Origin of the sequence: Aquimarina besae, assembly GCF_042434905.1 — a bacterium.
Lineage (GTDB): Bacteria > Bacteroidota > Bacteroidia > Flavobacteriales > Flavobacteriaceae > Aquimarina.
The window spans coordinates 4,866,943-4,885,782 of record NZ_CP170199.1 but is presented as its reverse complement, the minus strand read 5'-3'; the positions used below and the strand labels follow the sequence as shown (position 1 = coordinate 4,885,782).

The window sequence follows — 18,840 nt, the reverse complement described above, 5'->3', positions numbered from 1 at the left end:
TTGGTGGGGATATTTTCTTAAGATTTACAAAATAAAAAATACGGTTTTACCGTATTTTTTTTACGTTTTTTCTATTTAATTAATTTTCTTTTTATATTTTTGAAATACATAATTTTAAGCACAAGCTCTTAAAATCATGGTTAAAATTAGCTTAACCCCATTTTTTATTCATTAAAAAAAAGTTAAAAAACCAAACACAATGTCAAAAGAAGATTTAGAACAACAGAAACAGTTACAGAAAAACAGGAAACGAGTAGAGAAATGGTTAATTAGTAATCAGAAGTTTATTAATATTACCGGTATTGAAAAAGAAATCTCTGCACCAAAAGGATTAGTGCAAAAATTTATCAAATATGATAAGAAAATCAATGATAAATGGATCAATCCTTTACATGATGTCCTAAAAAGAATAGCTACTTTTAGTCTTAGATAATAGGATTAGCTATAGTGAGTATATAAGAGAATTAATGAGATTTTAATCTCATTAATTCTCTTTTTTGTTATTAATAATTTCTGCTAAAAGTTTTCGGGCTCTAAGTAGTTTTACCTTAACATTATTCATAGGTTCATCAAGTACCTCAGAAATTTCTTTATAACTCAATTCTTGAAAATATCGTAGGTTTATAACTTCTTGATAATGAGGTTTAAGTTGTTTGATATATCTAAGTAATTGAGCAAGATTTTGCTCGGTAATTAGCTTATCTTCTGGCGTAGGTGCATCATCTATAATTTTATATACTACATCATCTACTTCTATTGTTGTTTTTGAACGGATAGAGGCGTTTTTCTTTCGTAGCAAATCGATGTGAATATTTTTAGAAATCTGAATCAACCAGGTTTTAAAGTTATATTCTTCTTTAAACGTGTCTATTTTATCAAATGCTCTGGAAAAACTTTGTATAGATATATCTTCAGCCTCATATTCATTTTGCGTTCTCTTAAGCTGAAAATTAAAAACGTCATTCCAAAAAGTATCTAGGAGATAATTAAAAGATGCTTGTTTACCTTTTTTGGCTTTTTTGATATGTTCTGAAAGGGTTAAGAGCTCTTTTTCCAATGAAATACGTTTGAATGCGAATCTTTTTCCAATTATTTGGAGTGCTCCGTTTCGTTGCAGTTTGCATATTGATCAGGAGTCTTACCGCAAAGAGAGCAAGATTCTCCTTCTTTGTTAAGAAATGGGCTTTGGCTGGCGCAGGTTCCTGCGAATTTTCCATCTTTTTTTGCCCATAGTTTAATTGCAATTCCTGCAAATGCTACTAATAATAAACCGACAGTAAGTAATAAAAGTTTCATGTTTTATACTAACAAAATTAGTATGCAAAGATACAAATAAAAATAGCTGCAATTATGATTTGTAGAAAATTAGATAAATACAAACCAAAAAAATGAATTTGCTAAATAATATTGACTTCAGTTTCTAAAGAAATATTAAATTTCTCTTTTATCGTTTGTTGTATTTTTTTTGAAAGCTCTAATATTTCCTGCCCTGTAGCATTATCATAATTTACTAATACTAAAGCCTGTTTTGTATGTACACCAGCGTCACCCCAGCGTTTTCCTTTAAAGCCACTTTGTTCAATCAGCCATCCTGCCGGAACTTTAATGTTTTCTTCATCTACTTTATAAAACGGAATATCGGGATGTACCTTTTGTAATTTGACAAAGTTTTCATAAGAGATTACGGGGTTTTTAAAAAAACTTCCACTATTACCAATTTCGTTAGGATCCGGCAATTTACTTCTCCGGATAGCAATAACTGCCTTAGCAACATCGACGATTGTAGGATGTGTAATGTTTTTCTCTTTTAAAGCATTTTCTATGGCTCCGTAACTTGTGTTCAAAACATGATTGGCAGTAGATAGTCTAAAAGTTACTTTGGAGATTATGTATTTTCCTTTCAACTCGTTTTTAAAAACTGAGTTTCTATATCCAAAATTGCAATCTTCTTTTGAGAACACTTTTTTTTCTCCGGTTTGCGTATGAATTGCTTCACAGCGGACGAAGGTGTCTTTAAGCTCAACACCATAAGCGCCAATGTTTTGAATTGGAGCACTGCCTACATATCCAGGAATTAGAGAAAGGTTTTCTAGTCCTCCATAGTTATTTTCAATACAAAATTGTACAAATCCGTGCCAGTTTTCTCCAGCATTAGCGGAGACAAGTATGGAATCATCTGATTGCTCTTCAGTGGTGATTCCTTTGATGGCTATGTGTAAGACTATTGCTTTTATGTCTTTGGTAAGTAGCATGTTGCTACCGCCACTCAGAATAAAAAGGTTTTTCCCTTTGTGTAAGGATAAGGCTTCTGTTAGCTCTTTTTCAGTATTAATTTTTATAAACTCTGATGCTTTTACATTTATGCCAAATGTATTATGTTCCTTTAGAGATTTATTATATTCTATTTTCAAAAAAGTACAGTTTATATCAGGCTGTTATGACCCTTTGGTTTAATGCCAGAAAGATATGGTTATTTCTGGTGTCACAAACTAATATTTTCTTCTGAAACCACAAAAGTTTCTTGATCGGTGTACTTTTCTAAAGCTAACTTGAGAATATTGATCGCTTTTTTTAGGTCTCTTCTGTTTAGTACATAGGCTATTCTAACCTGATTTAAACCTTCATTAGGACTAGAGTAAAATCCTGCAGCTGGTGCAACCATAACGGTTTCGTTATTTAGGTGAAATTCGTCTAAAAGCCATTTTGCAAAATGCTCGGCATTATTTATTGGTAATTCTGCAATACAGTAAAAAGCACCGTTTGGTGTCGCTACTTTTACACCCGGAATTTCCCTTAATCCTTCAACAAGGGTATCTCTTCTTGCCTTATATTTTGCAACCGTCTCCTTGTAATAAGATTCGGGAGCTTCTAAAGCAGCTTCACTGGCAATCTGTGCAAATGTCGGCGGACTTAGTCTGGCTTGTGCAAACTTCATAGCGGTTTCCATAACACTTTTGTTTTTACTTACAATACAGCCAATTCTTGCACCACACATACTATAGCGCTTAGAAACAGAATCTACCACTATCGCGTGATCATCTAAATCCTTTTCTTGTAAAATAGAATAGTGCTCAGAGTCTCCGTATACAAATTCTCTGTAAACCTCGTCTGATATGAGGAACAAATCGTATTTTATAGCCAATTCTGCAAGTTGTTGTATTTCTTCTTTACTATACAAATATCCCGTTGGATTACCCGGGTTACATATCAGAATGGCTTTTGTTTTTTTTGTAATGAGCTTTTCAAATTCCTTAATTGATGGTAATGCAAATCCGTTTTCAATTTTAGAAATAACAGGAACAACCGTCACTGTTGACTGCGTAGAAAAACTATAATAATTAGCATAAAATGGTTCTGGTACGATGATTTCATCTCCCGGGTCTGTAATGCTACCCATAGTGAAAATTAATGCTTCACTTCCTCCTGTTGTAACTAATATATCATCAGAAGAAATTGTAATGTCGTGTTTTGCATAGTACCCGGCTAATTTTTTTCTAAAACTTTCAAAACCGGCAGAATGACTGTAGGCAAGAACATCTAGTTTATGATTTCTTACGGCATCAAGAGCCTCTATAGGTGTCTTTATATCAGGTTGGCCAATATTAAGATGAAATATGCGTTTCCCATCTTTTACAGCTTTTTCTGCAAAAGGAGCTAATTTGCGAATCGGTGATTCGGGCATTGCCTTACCTTTACTTGATATTACAGGCATTCTTTTTTCATTTTATTAAGTAAAATAGCGGTAAATTTCTTAAATTATTTACGATTTAAGTTAATTATTATCATGAATTTTCTAGTATTTTTCTATATTTAGAGGAATGGAGATTTTGTACCTGGATTTTTATCATTTTCTTAAAGAGAAAGCCCTAATTCTATTTTTTATTATTTCTTTTACTGGTAGTGCTCAAGAAGGTTTTAAATTGCCTGATGGTATACGTAGTGACAAAATTAATTTTGAATTAGCGAATAATCTTATCATTATTCCAGTTGAGCTTAACGGAGTTCAATTATCTTTCATATTGGATACAGGAGTGGGTTCTACCATTCTTTTTAGTATCGACAAACGCGAGTCTTTAGAATTAAAAAATGCTTCAAAAATTTACTTGAGAGGTTTGGGTAATGAAGCACCTGCAGAAGCTATAAAGTCTACCGGAAATTTGTTAAAAATTGGCAATGCCTACAGTAATAATCATACTATTTATATGATTTTTGATGAGTCAATGAACTTCTCACCCATGATGGGATTTCCGGTTCACGGAATTATAGGTTATGATTTTTTTAAAGAATTCATTTTAAACATTAATTACACCAAAGAAGTTGTAAAAATTTATAACCCTTCTTTGTATAAGTATAAGAAATGTAAAAAGTGTTATAAAACAGATTTAGATTTAAGTAATGGTAGACGAAGACCGTTGATTAAGGCGAAGTATGAAGCAGATACAGGGCTGATCGATGTAAATCTTTTGCTGGATTCGGGGTCTAGTTCGGCTCTCTGGTTATTTAAAAACCCTGAGATAAATCTTACAGTTCCAAAAGATTCGTTTGAAGATTTTTTGGGAAAAGGATTTAACGGTGATATCTACGGGAAAAAAACAAAGGTCAAAGGTTTGCATATTGGAGCGTATAAAGTGCGAGAAGTCACAGCATCTTTTCCAGACTCTCTCTATATACAGGGTATTTCTTTGCAAAATCGTCAGGGATCTATTGGAGGTAGTGTGTTAAAAAGATTTAACTTAATAATAGATTATCCTAATCAAAAAATAACGTTTAAAAAAAACAGTTTCTTTAATAAACCATTTCATTATAATATGAGTGGTCTTACAATTCAGCACAGTGGAGTAAGAGTGGCAAAAGACTATAATTTTCATCGAGGGGCTTCGAGGCCTTCATTAGATTTTGTAACCAAGGATAAAGGTAAAATCTCAATTAATGTTTTTAAGGCTAATGCCAGTACTTTTATATATACTTTACAACCAGAATACAAAATAACAGAAGTAAGACCGGAATCTCCAGCAGCAAAAGCCGGTCTGCTAAAAGGAGATAAAGTCTTGGAGGTTAATGGGAGAAAGTCTCATCTTTATAAACTTTCTGATTTGAATGATTTATTTTATTCTGAAGAAGGAAAGAAAATCACCGTAAAAGTGGAACGTCTAGGAGTAGAAATGAAATTTACATTCTACCTTAGAAAAGTGATATAAAAAAGCCTTTACGTACATCTGTAAAGGCTCTTTTGGTATGCTTCAAATATTTTTTAGTTCTTCTTTTCTAATACGCTTTTTGTGTTGTCCAACACCGTACCCTTAATTTTTATTGCTTTAGTTGATTCCTCAGCATTAGAATATACAGTGATTGTTTTACGAATAGGTCCAACTCTTTTTGTATCGTATTTAACCTCAATAATCCCGGTTGCTCCTGGAGCAATTGGATCTTCAGGTTTTTTCGGTATGGTACATCCACAACTAGAATATACCCTGGAAATGATCAATGGAGCATCTCCTGTGTTTGTGAACTCAAATTGGCGAACACCATCACTACCCTTAGCAATTTCACCATAATCGATCACATCTGTTTTAAATTCGATTTTCGCTTTAGCATCCTGAGCGTTTAGGGTAATTCCCAGAAAACCAATAAATAAAATCATCATTACATTTCTCATAACGTAGGTTTTTATAATGTGTAAAAGTAGTTACTTTTTATCCAACTTCAAAATTGCAAAAGACTTTCACGTTGTCGTATATAATAATTACTTTTGCACTCTAAATTCCAAAAATCAGACCAAACTATGGCTTTAGCAGGAAAATATGATGCAAAATCAATAGAAGATAAGTGGTATAGCTACTGGATGGAAAATAATTATTTCCATTCTGAAGTTGATGAAAGAGAGGCATACACTATAGTAATTCCTCCTCCAAATGTTACAGGGGTCTTACATATGGGACATATGCTTAACAATACTATACAAGACGTATTGATCAGAAGAGCGCGTCTTAAAGGGTACAATGCTTGTTGGGTACCTGGAACTGATCACGCATCAATTGCAACCGAGGCTAAAGTGGTAGCAAAATTGAAAGAAAAGGGGATAGATAAAAATGATCTTACCCGCGAGGAATTTTTAGAGCATGTTTGGGAGTGGACCCATAAGCACGGTGGCATTATCCTGGAACAACTTAAAAAATTAGGAGCTTCTTGTGATTGGGATCGTACTGCTTTTACAATGGATGACAACTTGTCTGCATCCGTGATCAAAGTATTTGTTGATTTATATAATAAAGGCCTTATTTATAGGGGATATAGAATGGTTAATTGGGATCCTGAAGCAAAAACGACTTTGTCTGATGAAGAGGTGATTTATGAAGAAAAGCAAGGAAATCTTTATTATTTAAAATATAAGATCGAAGGAAGTGATGATACATTAACTGTTGCAACAACACGTCCGGAAACAATCATAGGGGATACCGCTATTTGTATTAATCCTAATGATGAACGTTTTACACAATTGAAAGGTAAAAAAGCAGTTGTGCCTATTGCTAATAGAATTATTCCGATTATAGAAGATGAATATGTAGATATGGAATTTGGTACAGGGTGTCTAAAAGTAACACCTGCTCACGATCAGAACGATAAGATTTTAGGAGATAAGCATCAGTTAGAAGTAATTGATATTTTCAATGATGATGCAACACTTAATTCTTTTGGATTACATTACGAAGGAAAAGATCGTTTCGTAGTTAGAAAAGAGATCGTAAAAGAACTTAAGAGTTTAGGGGTTCTGGAGAAAACAGAAACGCATCTTAATAAAGTGGGAACTAGTGAACGGACTAAAGCTGTTATAGAGCCAAAGTTAAGTGATCAATGGTTTTTAAAAATGGAAGATTTAGCTAAACCTGCATTAGATGCCGTGTTGCAAAAAGACGTAAATCTGGTTCCAGAGAAATTTATCAACACCTACCGTCACTGGATGGAAAATGTTAGAGATTGGAATATCTCACGACAGCTATGGTGGGGACATCAAATACCGGCCTACTTCTATGGTGATGGTAAAGAAGATTTTGTGGTGGCAGAAAGTAGAGAAAAAGCACTGGTATTAGCAATAGAGAAAACGGGCAATGATAATCTTTCAGATGCTGATCTGAAACAAGATCCGGATGCTCTTGATACTTGGTTTTCTTCATGGCTATGGCCAATGAGTGTATTTAATGGTATTTTAGAACCGGACAATAAAGAAATCAATTATTATTATCCTACCAATGATCTGGTAACAGGTCCTGATATTATTTTCTTTTGGGTGGCCAGAATGATTGTGGCTGGATATCATTATAGAGATGAGAAACCTTTTTCTAATGTTTATTTTACAGGAATTGTTAGAGATAAACAGAGACGTAAAATGTCTAAACAATTAGGGAACTCTCCGGATGCATTAAAATTGATAGAAAAATACGGAGCAGACGGAGTGCGCGTCGGGTTATTGTTGAGTGCACCTGCCGGAAATGATTTGATGTTTGATGAAGATTTATGTGATCAAGGGAGAAAGTCTTTTGTAAATAAAATACATAGTGCCTTTAATCTTATAAGCGGATGGGAAGTAGATGCTACGATTGATCAACCAGAAGCATCCAGAGTAGCGATAGCTTGGTATCGATCTAAGTTTCAAAAAGCATTGGTAGAATTAGAAGATGCTTACAGCAAATATAGGATGAGTGATGCCTTAATGATAACGTATAAATTAATTCGAGACGATTTTAGTAGCTGGTTATTAGAAATGATCAAACCGGCGTATCAAACTCCAATAGATGCTAAAACATATCAAGAGATTATTGAGATATTTGAGGATAATCTGAGAATTTCTCATCCTTTTGTGCCTTTTATTTCTGAAGAAATATGGCAACAAATTGCAGACCGTACTCCTGAAGAGGCTTTGATAATATCAAGTTGGCCAAAAGTTGTTTCTGTTGATGAAAGTTTAATTAAAGAGTTCGAGGTTGCTGCAGATGTTATTTCAGGAATTAGAACTATTCGAAAAGAAAAGAATATATCCTTTAAAGATACTATAGGGTTATCTATTGTAAATAATGAAAATGTAGCTGCTACTTTTGATACGGTGATTTCTAAATTAGGTAATATATCTTCTTTAGAGTATGTTACTGAAAAAGTAGATGGAGCACTTTCTTTTAGGGTAAAATCTAATGAGTATTTCATTCCCATTTCAGGAGCTGTTAATGTAGAAGATGAGATTAAAAAACTTACTGAGGAGTTAACTTACACTCAAGGCTTTTTAAAATCAGTACAGAAAAAACTTCAAAATGAGCGATTCGTTAATAATGCACCAGAACAGGTGATCGCTAATGAAAGAAAGAAAGAAGCAGATGCAGAGGCAAAAATAGCTACGCTGAAATCTAGTTTATCTAGTTTACAATAATTGATATTATTGTTTGTTTGAAGAAATAGATAAGCAGAAAAAAGCTCCTTGATCATTGATTAAGGAGCTTTTTTCATACGTCTGTAATATATTTGTTTACAAGTTCGATATATTTTATTTTGGCTTCTTTAGGGGAAAGGTTTTTTACCTGAAAAAGAGCATTAAGCTTAAAAGCATTTCTAAGTTCGCTGCTGCCAGATGGTGTATAAAAACCTTCTGTATAAGTTGCTTGTTTGTAATGCGCATAGAAATGCAGCATAACATCAGGAGGCAATTCTATTTTAGTATTACAAGCCTTTTCAAAAGCCTCTTTGAAAGCAATATTTAACTCCTCGTCGGTCATAACTATACGTTAGCAATGATACTTTCTCCTCCTTTAACTTTTTGATTTAAAGTAACTTTTACTTCGGTTCCCACGGGTAAATATACATCTACTCTAGAACCAAATTTGATAAACCCGCTATCTGAGCCTTGAGTTACTTTTTCACCTTCTTTAGCATAATTTACAATTCTTTTTGCTAATGCCCCAGCAATTTGACGATAAAGAATCTCAACAAAACTGTTTTTTACTACCACAGTAGTTCTTTCATTTTCTTCAGATGCTTTTGGATGCCAGGCAACCAAATATTTTCCAGGATGATATTTACTAAATTTCACCTCACCATTAATAGGATGTCTGGTAACGTGGACATTGATTGGTGACATAAAAATAGATACTTGTAGTCTATTTTCTTTAAAATATTCTTTTTCGAATACCTCTTCGATTACCACTACTTTTCCGTCTACAGGAGCTACAATGGTATTGTCACTTACATCGGTATGTCTCTTTGGATTTCTGAAAAATTGAAGTATCAGTATCAAGAAAACTAGGGTTACAGAAAATATGGCGATGATCCATTCATCTATTTGTATGGAAACATATGCTGCTGCATTAATACCAAGAAAAAGTACTATTGCTACTGAAATGATTTTATAACCTTCTTTATGAAACATGCTTTAAAATTTGTAAAAATGCATATAAAAATGGACTGGCAAATATAATACTATCTAAACGATCAAAAATACCACCATGACCGGGCATAATGGTGCCGCTGTCCTTTACTCCAGCTTGCCTTTTAAATTTGGATTGTATAAGATCACCCAGAGTACCAAAAATACTCATAATTATGCTTATAATCAACCAGGTCGTAACTGAAAGAGAGTCAGTAAATATTGCTATTAAATATCCTGCTAATAGTGTGAATGCAAAACCACCTGCAAATCCTTCAATTGTTTTTTTAGGGGATATGCGTTCTAATAGTTTATGTTTTCCGAAATTTTTACCAACCAAATAGGCAAAGGTGTCATTCGTCCACATCATTAAAAATGGTCCTGCTACTATAATTGGGTTGTAAGTACCTTGATCACAAGGAATGAGTGTTAAAAATACAATCGAGGTAATCAGGTAAAAAATACTGGTGGAGTATTTTCTTTTCTCAAACATCGGTATAATCCTTATCAAAATAAGGTCTCGGACTAAAAATAACTGTGTAATTATAGTAAGTACTAGGAGTGCCAAAGTAATATAAATAGGAATCTCAAAATTAGGTATGTGAAATAAGAGGAGCAATCCAATAAAAATCAGGTAAAGCCAGGATTTTTTTAAATGGATTAATTTTTGAAATTCATAAATACAAATAATACCGAAGATAAGGAATACTCCAATAAAGGTATATTTAGATATAAATATCGAAATCAATAATATCGCGATATAAAAAAAACCCGATAAAGACCTTGTAAGCAGTTCCTTCATATTATAAATCTTCCAGCAGGAGCAAATATAGATTTTTTGAGCTACTTCCGTAGCTTAAGAAGTCTTTTTCTTTTTGCGGCTCGAAGTTTTTGATGGTAGTAATGTTGGAAGGAATTGAGTTCTTGTTTTTTTCTTTAATCCCTTTTAATCCTTCTCCTATACTGCTAACTAATTGACTAGTGGATGCTAGTATGACAAAGTCATCTGGCAACTCAGTAAGTTTTTTTTCTCTTAGTTGATTTGATGATATAAGTATAGCACCGCTATCCGCTATAAGATATTCGCAAGTGGCAAAAAAGAAGGAAGCAGGAGATTTTTTTATGTAATTAAGATTAAATCCTGAAAATTTATGTTCAAGTCCCATATCAAAACAACACACATCTTTTTCGTACCAATCATTTTCTAAAAGAATCTTATCAAAAGAGTCAAGTACTTCATCTTCACTGTCACAATATAAAAACTTGCCTCCATTTCTTTTGAAATTAATCATAAAACTTTCATCAACCGGTAGATTGATTTCAGGCATATATTTACTGCGATCTTCAGCTAGACGTTCCTTACTCTTTTGGTCTGATTTAGATTTTGAGGAAAATATTCTTCTAAATAGACTCATTTTTAGATTCGATCGGGGATTACGGATTAACAATACTTTCAAAGATAAAAAAATCTTAACCCAATATTCTTATTAGGTTAAGATTTTTTTAATTTACTAGTAAAAAATCTAAAAGTACCTTATGAAGGCTCTATAATGGTTTCTTCTTTCTTCCCGAAAGGACGTTTGCCAAATATTTTCTCTAGGTTATCCTTGAAGATTACTTCTTTTTCTAATAATACTTCGGCCAGCTCGGTTAACTTATCTTTATTATTTTCTAATAATTTGATAGCTCGCTGATATTGTTCTTCTATAATATTAGAAATCTCTTTATCAATTAGTTCGCTGGTCTGCTCACTATAAGGTTTGGTAAAACCATATTCACTTTGACCGGAAGAATCATAATATGTTAGATTTCCGATTTTATCATTTAGTCCATAAATGGTTACCATCGCACGTGCTTGTTTGGTCACTTTTTCCAAATCGCTTAAGGCTCCGGTAGAAATTTCATTAAAGATTACCTTTTCTGCCGCACGACCTCCTAATGTAGCGCACATTTCGTCTAGCATTTGGTTAGGACGTACAATGAGTCTTTCTTCTGGAAGATACCAGGCTGCACCAAGCGATTGTCCTCTAGGTACTATGGTAACTTTAACCAAAGGTGCTGCGTGTTCTAGCATCCAACTTACCGTTGCATGACCGGCCTCGTGGAATGCAATGGCACGTTTTTCTTCTGGAGTAACGATTTTGTTTTTCTTTTCTAATCCACCTACTATTCTATCAACTGCATCCAGAAAATCTTGTTTTCCAACGGCTTTATTCCCTTTACGAGCTGCTATAAGAGCTGCTTCGTTACAAACATTTGCAATATCGGCACCAGAGAATCCTGGCGTTTGTTTTGATAAGAAATCAGTATCCAGTCCTTCTTCCTTCTTGAGAGGCTTAAGATGTACTTCAAAAATCTCTTTACGTTCTCTAACATCCGGAAGATCGACATAGATTTGTCTGTCGAAACGACCTGCTCTCATTAAAGCTTTGTCTAAAACATCGGCACGGTTAGTTGCAGCTATTACAATAACGTTTGTATTTGTTCCAAAACCATCCATTTCTGTTAAGAGCTGGTTTAAAGTGTTTTCTCTTTCATCATTAGATCCTGAGAAATTATTTTTTCCTCTTGCTCTACCTATGGCGTCAATTTCATCTATAAAAATAATGGCCGGAGATTTCTCTTTTGCCTGTTTAAATAAATCACGTACTCTAGATGCACCTACACCCACAAACATTTCTACGAAATCTGACCCAGACAAAGAAAAGAAAGGTACTTTCGCTTCTCCTGCAACAGCTTTTGCTAACAAGGTTTTTCCAGTTCCAGGAGGGCCTACAAGCAATGCTCCTTTTGGTATCTTTCCTCCTAGAGATGTGTATTTTTCGGGGTTTTTCAAGAAATCTACAATTTCTTGTACTTCTTCTTTAGCACCTTCTAAACCAGCAACATTTTCGAAAGAAACTTTTACATCTGTGTTTTGATCAAAAAGTTTAGCTTTTGATTTTCCAATATTAAATATTTGACCTCCGGCACCGCCACCAGCACCACCGCTCATTCTTCGCATAATGAAAATCCATACACCAATAATCAATGCAAAAGGAAGGAGTGTGATAAATATATCACCCCACATATTGCTTTCGGTATCGTAGCTAACCTCTGTGGATAACCCATTCTCATTTTTTATTCTAGCGATATCATTCTCAAAATTTTGCAAGTCCCCAAATTCAAATTCATAATCCGGATCATTTGGACTTTTAGGAAGGATAGAGTTATTATTGTTTTTAGAATGTTTTTCTTGACTTTTTGCTTCTTGAGTAAGAAAAACTTTTGCTTTTCGTCTGTTAATTATTAATACACGCTCTACCTCACCATTACTTAAAAAGTTGTTAAAATCAGAAGGTGTAGTCTCAGGGGCAGATCCCATATTACCACCACCCAAAAAATTTAATGCTAAAAATCCAATAATAATTACTGCATAAATCCAATATGCACTAAATTTTGGTTTTTTATTTGGTTCCATTTTTTTATTTTCTTTCGCCATTTATGTTTTTTTAATAGTTTGTTTCTATAGTCGTTGTTTTCGCATCTCCCCATAGTCCTTCAATGTCATAAAATTCTCTGATGTGTTTCTGGAAAACATGTACAACTACATTTACGTAATCAATTAATACCCATTCTGCATTTTCGCTCCCCTCTACATGCCAAGGCTTATCTTTAAGTGATTTGCTTACTGTTTTTTGGATTGAATTAACGATGGCATTTACTTGAGTGTTAGAGGTTCCGTTACATATGACAAAATATTGACAAACTGTATTTTCGATTTCTCTTAAATCCAATATATTAATGTCATTACCTTTTACTTCTTCAATGCCTTTAATAATTTGAGTTATTAACTGATCAGTACCGACTTCTTTTTTAATCATGCATTTTTTTAATTTGTGTAAAGTTATTACTTTTTATGGTTTTAATGTTTGTATTTGCAGACATTTGTAAAAACTTTCACATCGTTATTTATGGATATAATCAAAGTTGATGCCATTGACTCTACAAATAATTTTCTTCGGGATATGAATCGCGAGAAATATTTGCAGAAACCTGTTTGTGTGGTTACAAGAGAACAACTAAAGGGGAAGGGCCAAATGGGTACAATCTGGCAAAGTAATCCCGGAGAAAACCTTACCTGTAGTGTGTTTATGCCTGTTGAAGAATTAGACGTTATCGATCAATTTTATGTTTCTATGACTGTTTCTCTGGCTGTTAATGATACTTTGGATACCTTTTTATTGCCTAAATTATCTATAAAATGGCCAAACGACATTCTGTCAGACAGGTACAAGGTATGTGGAATTTTAATAGAAAATGTTGTTAATAATGGCAGATTACGAGGAGCTATTATCGGGGTTGGAATAAATGTAAATCAAGTTAGTTTTGATAATCTTCCGCTTGCCGGATCTTTGAAACAGCTTTTGGGTAGAAATTTCGATTTAGATGAAGTGTTAACGGTATTGCTGGCAAAGCTGGAGTATAGATTTTCTAATCTCCGACAGGCTGCTTTTGCAAATATTCAAAAGGAGTATGAGGCATTACTTTTTAGAAAAAATAAACCCTCTACATTTTTAGATGTAAAGGGTGATTCTTTTGTTGGTATCATTCAGAACGTCACTTCTTCAGGAAAACTTCAAATACTACTGGAAGATGAAATAGTCAAAAGTTTTGATCTGAAAGAGGTCAGATTGTTATACTAATACTTTGGTAAATTAAATCTTGCTAATATTTTCACTTAATGTATTGATGAAATTTTGGATTGGATTTTTAATCATCATCCCCATCATAGCATTAAACTGACCTTCAAAAATAAGTTGAGTAGTACTTTTTCCATTACCGATATCTACAATATCTGCAGTTAATGTAAATGGTAGTTTGTCACTAGCGGCTCCAAGAATAATCGTACTGTATTCTGTGCTTCCTTTTTGTTCTAAAATGATTTCAGGCATTCCTTTTAGTTGGAAAAGAAATCTTGAGTCACTTAATTTTTCAAATTTCTGTTTGCTTTCCGGCATTAGTTGTTCAAAGTTTTCAACTTTAGTCAAAAAATCAAAAACTTCTTGTTGAGTTTTTTCTACAGTTACTGTAGGGCTTTCTAAGTTCATTGAGATTAAAAATTTATTGATTCCACTCGGCTGGATTTATTCTCCAATTTTGTAGTGTTTTTTGTTGTTCCTCTGTGATATAGTTTGTATCCAAAGCTTGTTCCAGAAGATTTTCATAATTACTTAAAGTGTGCAAAGATAATGCCGCTTCTTCAAAGTTTTTTGAAGCAATATCAAAGCCATAATTAAAAATAGCAACCATTCCTTTCACATTGGCATTTACCTCATTCAATGCTTTCACCGCATTTAAACTACTTTTTCCGGTACTGATTAAATCTTCAACTACTACTACATTCTTTCCTGAAGGTACGATGCCCTCTATCTGATTTTTCCTTCCGTGCTTTTTTGCTTCTGGTCTTACGTAAATAAAAGGCAGATTTAATTGTTCTGCAACCAACATTCCGATGCCGATAGCACCAGTTGCAACTCCAGCGATTACATCTGGTTTGCCATATTTTTCTTCAATAAATTTAGCCAGGTTTTCTCTTAAAAAATTGCGAATCACAGGATATGACAGGGTCACACGATTATCGCAATAAATAGGAGATTTCCATCCAGATGCCCAAGTAAAAGGGTCTTGCGGTTGTAATTTAATTGCATTAATTTGCAACAATAGTTCGGCAGTTTTTTTTGCTGTATTTTTATCGAAAATCATAGTTGCAAATGTATAAAGTTTTTGTGAATAATACCCCCATTATTCTGTCTTCAAAAAAGGAAATTGAAGATTATGAAACAATTCATATTAAAGAGGTAGAATTTTCCAAAATAATAAGAGATATTTTGAAAAAAGAGAATGATGGGATCGAGGCCAAATATCATTTTTATCACAAAACCGAAGAAAAACTTTTGGAACACTTGTATGCCAAATTGCCTGTGGTTATAGCTGGAGGTGGAAAGGTATACAATCCTGAGAACGAAATCTTGTTTATAAAACGTAATGGGAAATGGGATCTGCCAAAAGGAAAAGTTGAAAAAAAAGAACATTTGGAAACAGCAGCAATTCGTGAGGTAGAGGAGGAGACTGGTGTTACCGGATTAGAAATTACTAAATTTTTATATAAAACTCACCACGTATTTAAAAGAAACGGAGAATTTCGGTTAAAAGTAACTTATTGGTTCGAAATGAAAACGGATTTTGACGGAGAACTGGTACCTCAAAAAAATGAAGGAATTACCAAAGTAAAATGGAAAAACAGAAAAAAAGCAAAAAAGGCTTTAATCAATTCGTATGCGAATATAAAAAAGCTTTTTTCACACGACTATTTGTCTTAGCAGACAATCTATTTTTTGTAATGCTATCTAATTAACTTATAGTGAAATCATATATAATACTTCTTTTATCGGTAATTAGTATACAAGCTCAGCCGTACAAAGAATATCCTCCAGTAATTGAAGATTTTAATAAGGATAAGGTCCTAGATACATTATATTCTTTTTATGAAAGTGGAAGTACGTTTGGGGGAACAGATATTAAAATTGTAAATGGTAAGAACAACGAAGTTTTTAAGTTCAGTGATTTTAGTTGTTTCTGTGAAATGAAGCATGTGTATTTGATTCCACCTACATTGAATAAACCTGAGAATGAATCTTTTCTATCTGTAATTCAGGAAAAGTTGTTTCCCATAATTAGAGATGCTCCTGATCCTTCTCTCCAATGGATTATTTACAGTTATTTCGCTAATCAAAAGTTATCACAGAATGAATATTTTGATCTAATGATTTATCCCGAAATCCCTTGGAGTAATGAAAAAATCAAAATACCCGTTGAAAATTATAGCCTCATTCTAAAAGGGGATACATTAGATATATTATTGAATGAAAAAGATTCTTTATCTAAAACATTTGATAAAAAAGGCTTTTTACGATATTGTGGTAGATGTTTATCATATAATAATGTTTCATCGGATTTGGTTGCTAATAACGATATGTATAAGGTTTACAAAACTTCCCATGGTATTTATGTCAAAAAAGGAGTAGAACAAAAATGGTTACTTGTAAACGATCTTGGTTTAACAGGAAGCCCTGAGAAGTTGCGATGGGATTCCGTTCAGCAGGTAATATTGGTGAACAAATACGTAATTGTTCAGTTTTCCGGAGCTCCGGATATATTTGATAGAATTTTTGTTGTCAATATAGAAACTGGTGTGGTGGGAAGATTGAAATATCTATTCAAGCAAAATGTAAAAGAGTATGGTCCAGAATTGGTAAAAGGCAATATGATACGATACAATGACGAAAATGATGAAGAAGAAACATCTTTTTTCGTAAATTATAATGATGTTTTTAATGAACTGGAAAACGTTTCTAGAATATTAAAAAATTGATTAGGTTCTAGCTTTTTACATTGCGGGGGCTCTATTTTGGAAAAGGATCTTTATCCGTCGTATTTTTTTCTACGTTGTATGAAACTTGTGATTATTTGCATTATTTAAAAAATGGCAGTATTGTAAAAAGTGCCGATAAATCCGAATTTGGAATTATTGAAAAAGAGATACAAGCCTCTGGTATTGGGATTAAAATAGATAAGTTGAATTTATAATGATTTCTATTTTAAAACACGATATACAGGATATCTCATATGGGCTTTCTCATAGTTATCAGATTGTTTATGAATCCAATCTAGTTGGGCAAACCAATTTTTGGTAAAAGCAGTATCTTTTTTCTTTTCTTCGAACTTTTGTTTTAACTTTTCATCATGCTTCAATAGCTCGAATGCTTTGTCTTCCCAAACATATGGAGAGAAGCCTTCTTTCTGCTGTAAAATAGTGTCAAAGAAATTCCAATTAAAAAAAGAATCTGGTGCTTCGGGTTCTAATGTCTCTATCAGATATCTAAACCCTTTTTGATCTGTAGGAATGATAATATCTCCTTTTTTAAACGTAATTGTTTCTGTACCTTTTTCAACAGTGGTTGAATAATGTAAATAATGACCTTCATAAGGCATTTTTCGACTTTTGTATTCTTTGATATGATATAGCTCTACTGATAGAGTAGAGTCTTTTTCTAAAGTTTTATACGTTATCTGGTTTAGATCTAATTTTTCAATCACATTCCACCATCCTTTTGGAATGATATAGGCTTTAGGGATTTCTATTTCAGAAGAGGGTTTGAAATAATTTTGGTAACGCACTTCTTTAGCATACGGTTGGTTTTGATCGTATTTTAGTCGCTTAGCACCAGTTATTTCACTATCTACATATATTCCTTCATATCCCTTAAAGCTAAAGCTGGATGCTTTGGCAGTGTCTACGGTCCAGTTTATCGAATATGTGTTTTGTTTTGGTAAATCTGCAAAAGCCTGCTCGCGAAGTGTTCTAATTTTTTTTCCATCTTTTTCGGTGATGTTAATCATAGATTTCATCAATTCATAGGTGCCTTCTACTCTTGGCTTGTAAGGTTTAAGCATATGGGTTTCTACCATCATACCAAGCGTATTCCATAAGGTAGTATATCCAGTAGAATATCGTGGAGAATCCATAAACTGTGTCCAGCCTTTGTCTGGAGTCGTTCCCCAAACATTTACATAAGGTGTAATATCCCAGTTTTTAGTTCTTAATGATGCTTCTAACTGTGGATGCATTTCATTATGTAAATAATCACCAAGAGCTCCATTCAATTTGTTGTGTTGGGTGAATAAATGGGTTAACGTGTATTGATAATCTGCTCCGTTACTTACGTGATTGTCGATGAAAACATCAGGTTGCACTAAATGAAAAATCTTAGCAAAGGTTTGTGCGTTTTTTGTGTCGTTTTTTATAAAATCTCTATTTAGGTCATAATTCCTTGCATTTCCTCTAAACCCATATGTTTTAGGTCCGTTTTGATTAGTGCGCGTTCCGGAGTTCCGATTTAACGCACCACCAATGTTATAGATAGGAATAGTTGTTAAGACTGTATTTTTTGGCGCTTCAATAGTTCCTTTGGCAATATCCCTAAAAAGTAGCATCGTAGCATCAATACCATCACTTTCTCCAGGATGAATTCCGTTATTAATTAATAAGATACGTTTGGTTTTTCTAATTTTTTCGAAATCAAACGCTGCATCAGGATTAAGAGTTACAATATGCAAAGGATTACCACTATCAGTAATTCCTATTTCTTGAATGTCGATTTCTTGATACGTTTCAGCAAGATTTTGATAATAAGAAATCACTTCTGGGTAGGTTGGCGTTTCAGTACCATTACTTTTTTCAAAAACTGTAGTAAAATCAGTGTTTTCTGCAGATTTCTTTTTTGAAGTATTACAAGATATAAATGTTAGTAAGCTGATAGTGAGTAGTGTAATTCGCATAGATGATATGTGTAAGGGATAAATATACTAAGTTTTGTGATTTTTGAATCTTC

20 protein-coding genes are annotated in these 18,840 nt (G+C 33.3%); 6 read left to right on the top strand and 14 right to left on the bottom strand.

The features are described 5' to 3' along the window. Positions 1–199 precede the first annotated feature (199 nt). On the top strand, positions 200–433 hold the full coding sequence (locus ACE94K_RS21590; RefSeq protein WP_378177507.1) for a hypothetical protein: 234 nt from the start codon (positions 200–202) through the stop codon (positions 431–433). A gap of 51 nt (positions 434–484) precedes the next feature. Here ACE94K_RS21590 and ACE94K_RS21585 read toward each other — a convergent pair whose 3' ends face one another. The 4 genes from ACE94K_RS21585 to ACE94K_RS21570 all read right to left on the bottom strand — a co-directional run bounded on the left by ACE94K_RS21585 (position 485) and on the right by ACE94K_RS21570 (position 3,712). Continuing rightward, positions 485–1,063: an RNA polymerase sigma factor gene (locus tag ACE94K_RS21585; RefSeq protein ID WP_378184344.1), complete on the bottom strand. Its 579-nt coding sequence runs from the start codon at positions 1,061–1,063 to the stop codon at positions 485–487. A 26-nt stretch (positions 1,064–1,089) separates the two neighbouring features. Then, positions 1,090–1,296 (bottom strand): membrane or secreted protein, encoded by a 207-nt coding sequence (locus ACE94K_RS21580; RefSeq protein ID WP_378177504.1) that lies wholly within the window; start codon positions 1,294–1,296, stop codon positions 1,090–1,092. 101 nt (positions 1,297–1,397) lie between these two features. Beyond that, positions 1,398–2,411, bottom strand: a complete 1,014-nt coding sequence (gene murB / locus ACE94K_RS21575; RefSeq protein ID WP_378177501.1) for a UDP-N-acetylmuramate dehydrogenase — start codon at positions 2,409–2,411, stop codon at positions 1,398–1,400. A gap of 71 nt (positions 2,412–2,482) precedes the next feature. Then, positions 2,483–3,712: a pyridoxal phosphate-dependent aminotransferase gene (locus ACE94K_RS21570; protein ID WP_378177498.1), complete on the bottom strand. Its 1,230-nt coding sequence runs from the start codon at positions 3,710–3,712 to the stop codon at positions 2,483–2,485. Positions 3,713–3,818: 106 nt separating this feature from the next. Here ACE94K_RS21570 and ACE94K_RS21565 point away from each other — a divergent pair, with 106 nt between their 5' ends. Continuing rightward, positions 3,819–5,198 carry a PDZ domain-containing protein gene (locus ACE94K_RS21565; protein WP_378177495.1) on the top strand — a complete coding sequence of 460 codons (1,380 nt, stop codon included), beginning with the start codon at positions 3,819–3,821 and terminating at the stop codon, positions 5,196–5,198. A 53-nt stretch (positions 5,199–5,251) separates the two neighbouring features. Here ACE94K_RS21565 and ACE94K_RS21560 read toward each other — a convergent pair whose 3' ends face one another. Then, complete coding sequence (locus tag ACE94K_RS21560) at positions 5,252–5,656, bottom strand: DUF1573 domain-containing protein (protein ID WP_378177492.1); 405 nt, start codon at positions 5,654–5,656, stop codon at positions 5,252–5,254. A gap of 126 nt (positions 5,657–5,782) precedes the next feature. On the opposite strand from ACE94K_RS21560, the gene ACE94K_RS21555 reads away from it, so the two are divergent. After that, positions 5,783–8,416, top strand: coding sequence for a valine--tRNA ligase (locus tag ACE94K_RS21555; protein WP_378177489.1), 2,634 nt, complete (start codon positions 5,783–5,785; stop codon positions 8,414–8,416). Between the two features lie 73 nt (positions 8,417–8,489). Here the strand turns inward: ACE94K_RS21555 and ACE94K_RS21550 are convergent, their stop codons facing one another. The 6 genes from ACE94K_RS21550 to rsfS all read right to left on the bottom strand — a co-directional run bounded on the left by ACE94K_RS21550 (position 8,490) and on the right by rsfS (position 13,269). Then, complete coding sequence (locus ACE94K_RS21550) at positions 8,490–8,759, bottom strand: acyl-CoA-binding protein (protein ID WP_378177485.1); 270 nt, start codon at positions 8,757–8,759, stop codon at positions 8,490–8,492. A gap of 2 nt (positions 8,760–8,761) precedes the next feature. Continuing rightward, positions 8,762–9,409, bottom strand: a complete 648-nt coding sequence (locus ACE94K_RS21545) for a phosphatidylserine decarboxylase family protein (protein WP_378177482.1) — start codon at positions 9,407–9,409, stop codon at positions 8,762–8,764. Beyond that, positions 9,399–10,208 (bottom strand): phosphatidate cytidylyltransferase, encoded by an 810-nt coding sequence (locus ACE94K_RS21540; RefSeq protein ID WP_378177479.1) that lies wholly within the window; start codon positions 10,206–10,208, stop codon positions 9,399–9,401. The genes ACE94K_RS21545 and ACE94K_RS21540 overlap by 11 nt, the downstream gene beginning before the upstream one ends. 1 nt (position 10,209) lies before the next feature. Continuing rightward, positions 10,210–10,821, bottom strand: coding sequence for an LUD domain-containing protein (locus tag ACE94K_RS21535; RefSeq protein ID WP_378177476.1), 612 nt, complete (start codon positions 10,819–10,821; stop codon positions 10,210–10,212). Positions 10,822–10,940: 119 nt separating this feature from the next. Then, positions 10,941–12,887, bottom strand: a complete 1,947-nt coding sequence (gene ftsH, locus ACE94K_RS21530) for an ATP-dependent zinc metalloprotease FtsH (RefSeq protein ID WP_378177473.1) — start codon at positions 12,885–12,887, stop codon at positions 10,941–10,943. A gap of 10 nt (positions 12,888–12,897) precedes the next feature. Beyond that, entirely contained in the window at positions 12,898–13,269 is a 372-nt protein-coding gene (gene rsfS, locus ACE94K_RS21525; RefSeq protein ID WP_378177470.1) for a ribosome silencing factor, read from the bottom strand. Between the two features lie 90 nt (positions 13,270–13,359). Here rsfS and ACE94K_RS21520 point away from each other — a divergent pair, with 90 nt between their 5' ends. Next, complete coding sequence (locus ACE94K_RS21520; RefSeq protein ID WP_378177467.1) at positions 13,360–14,091, top strand: biotin--[acetyl-CoA-carboxylase] ligase; 732 nt, start codon at positions 13,360–13,362, stop codon at positions 14,089–14,091. A 12-nt stretch (positions 14,092–14,103) separates the two neighbouring features. Here ACE94K_RS21520 and ACE94K_RS21515 read toward each other — a convergent pair whose 3' ends face one another. Beyond that, positions 14,104–14,496, bottom strand: a complete 393-nt coding sequence (locus tag ACE94K_RS21515) for an SRPBCC family protein (RefSeq protein ID WP_378177464.1) — start codon at positions 14,494–14,496, stop codon at positions 14,104–14,106. Positions 14,497–14,509: 13 nt separating this feature from the next. After that, positions 14,510–15,151, bottom strand: coding sequence for an orotate phosphoribosyltransferase (gene pyrE, locus ACE94K_RS21510; protein ID WP_378177461.1), 642 nt, complete (start codon positions 15,149–15,151; stop codon positions 14,510–14,512). An 8-nt stretch (positions 15,152–15,159) separates the two neighbouring features. Between pyrE and ACE94K_RS21505 the strand changes: the two genes are divergently transcribed. Both ACE94K_RS21505 and ACE94K_RS21500 read left to right on the top strand, forming a co-directional pair. Next, positions 15,160–15,768 carry an NUDIX hydrolase gene (locus ACE94K_RS21505; RefSeq protein WP_378177458.1) on the top strand — a complete coding sequence of 203 codons (609 nt, stop codon included), beginning with the start codon at positions 15,160–15,162 and terminating at the stop codon, positions 15,766–15,768. 41 nt (positions 15,769–15,809) lie between these two features. After that, the gene (locus ACE94K_RS21500; protein WP_378177455.1) at positions 15,810–16,820 is read left to right on the top strand and encodes a hypothetical protein; all 1,011 of its coding nucleotides are present in this window, start codon (positions 15,810–15,812) and stop codon (positions 16,818–16,820) included. A gap of 221 nt (positions 16,821–17,041) precedes the next feature. On the opposite strand, the gene ACE94K_RS21495 is transcribed toward ACE94K_RS21500, so the two are convergent. Next, on the bottom strand, positions 17,042–18,787 hold the full coding sequence (locus ACE94K_RS21495) for a M14 family metallopeptidase (RefSeq protein WP_378177452.1): 1,746 nt from the start codon (positions 18,785–18,787) through the stop codon (positions 17,042–17,044). Between the last annotated feature and the right edge of the window lie 53 nt (positions 18,788–18,840).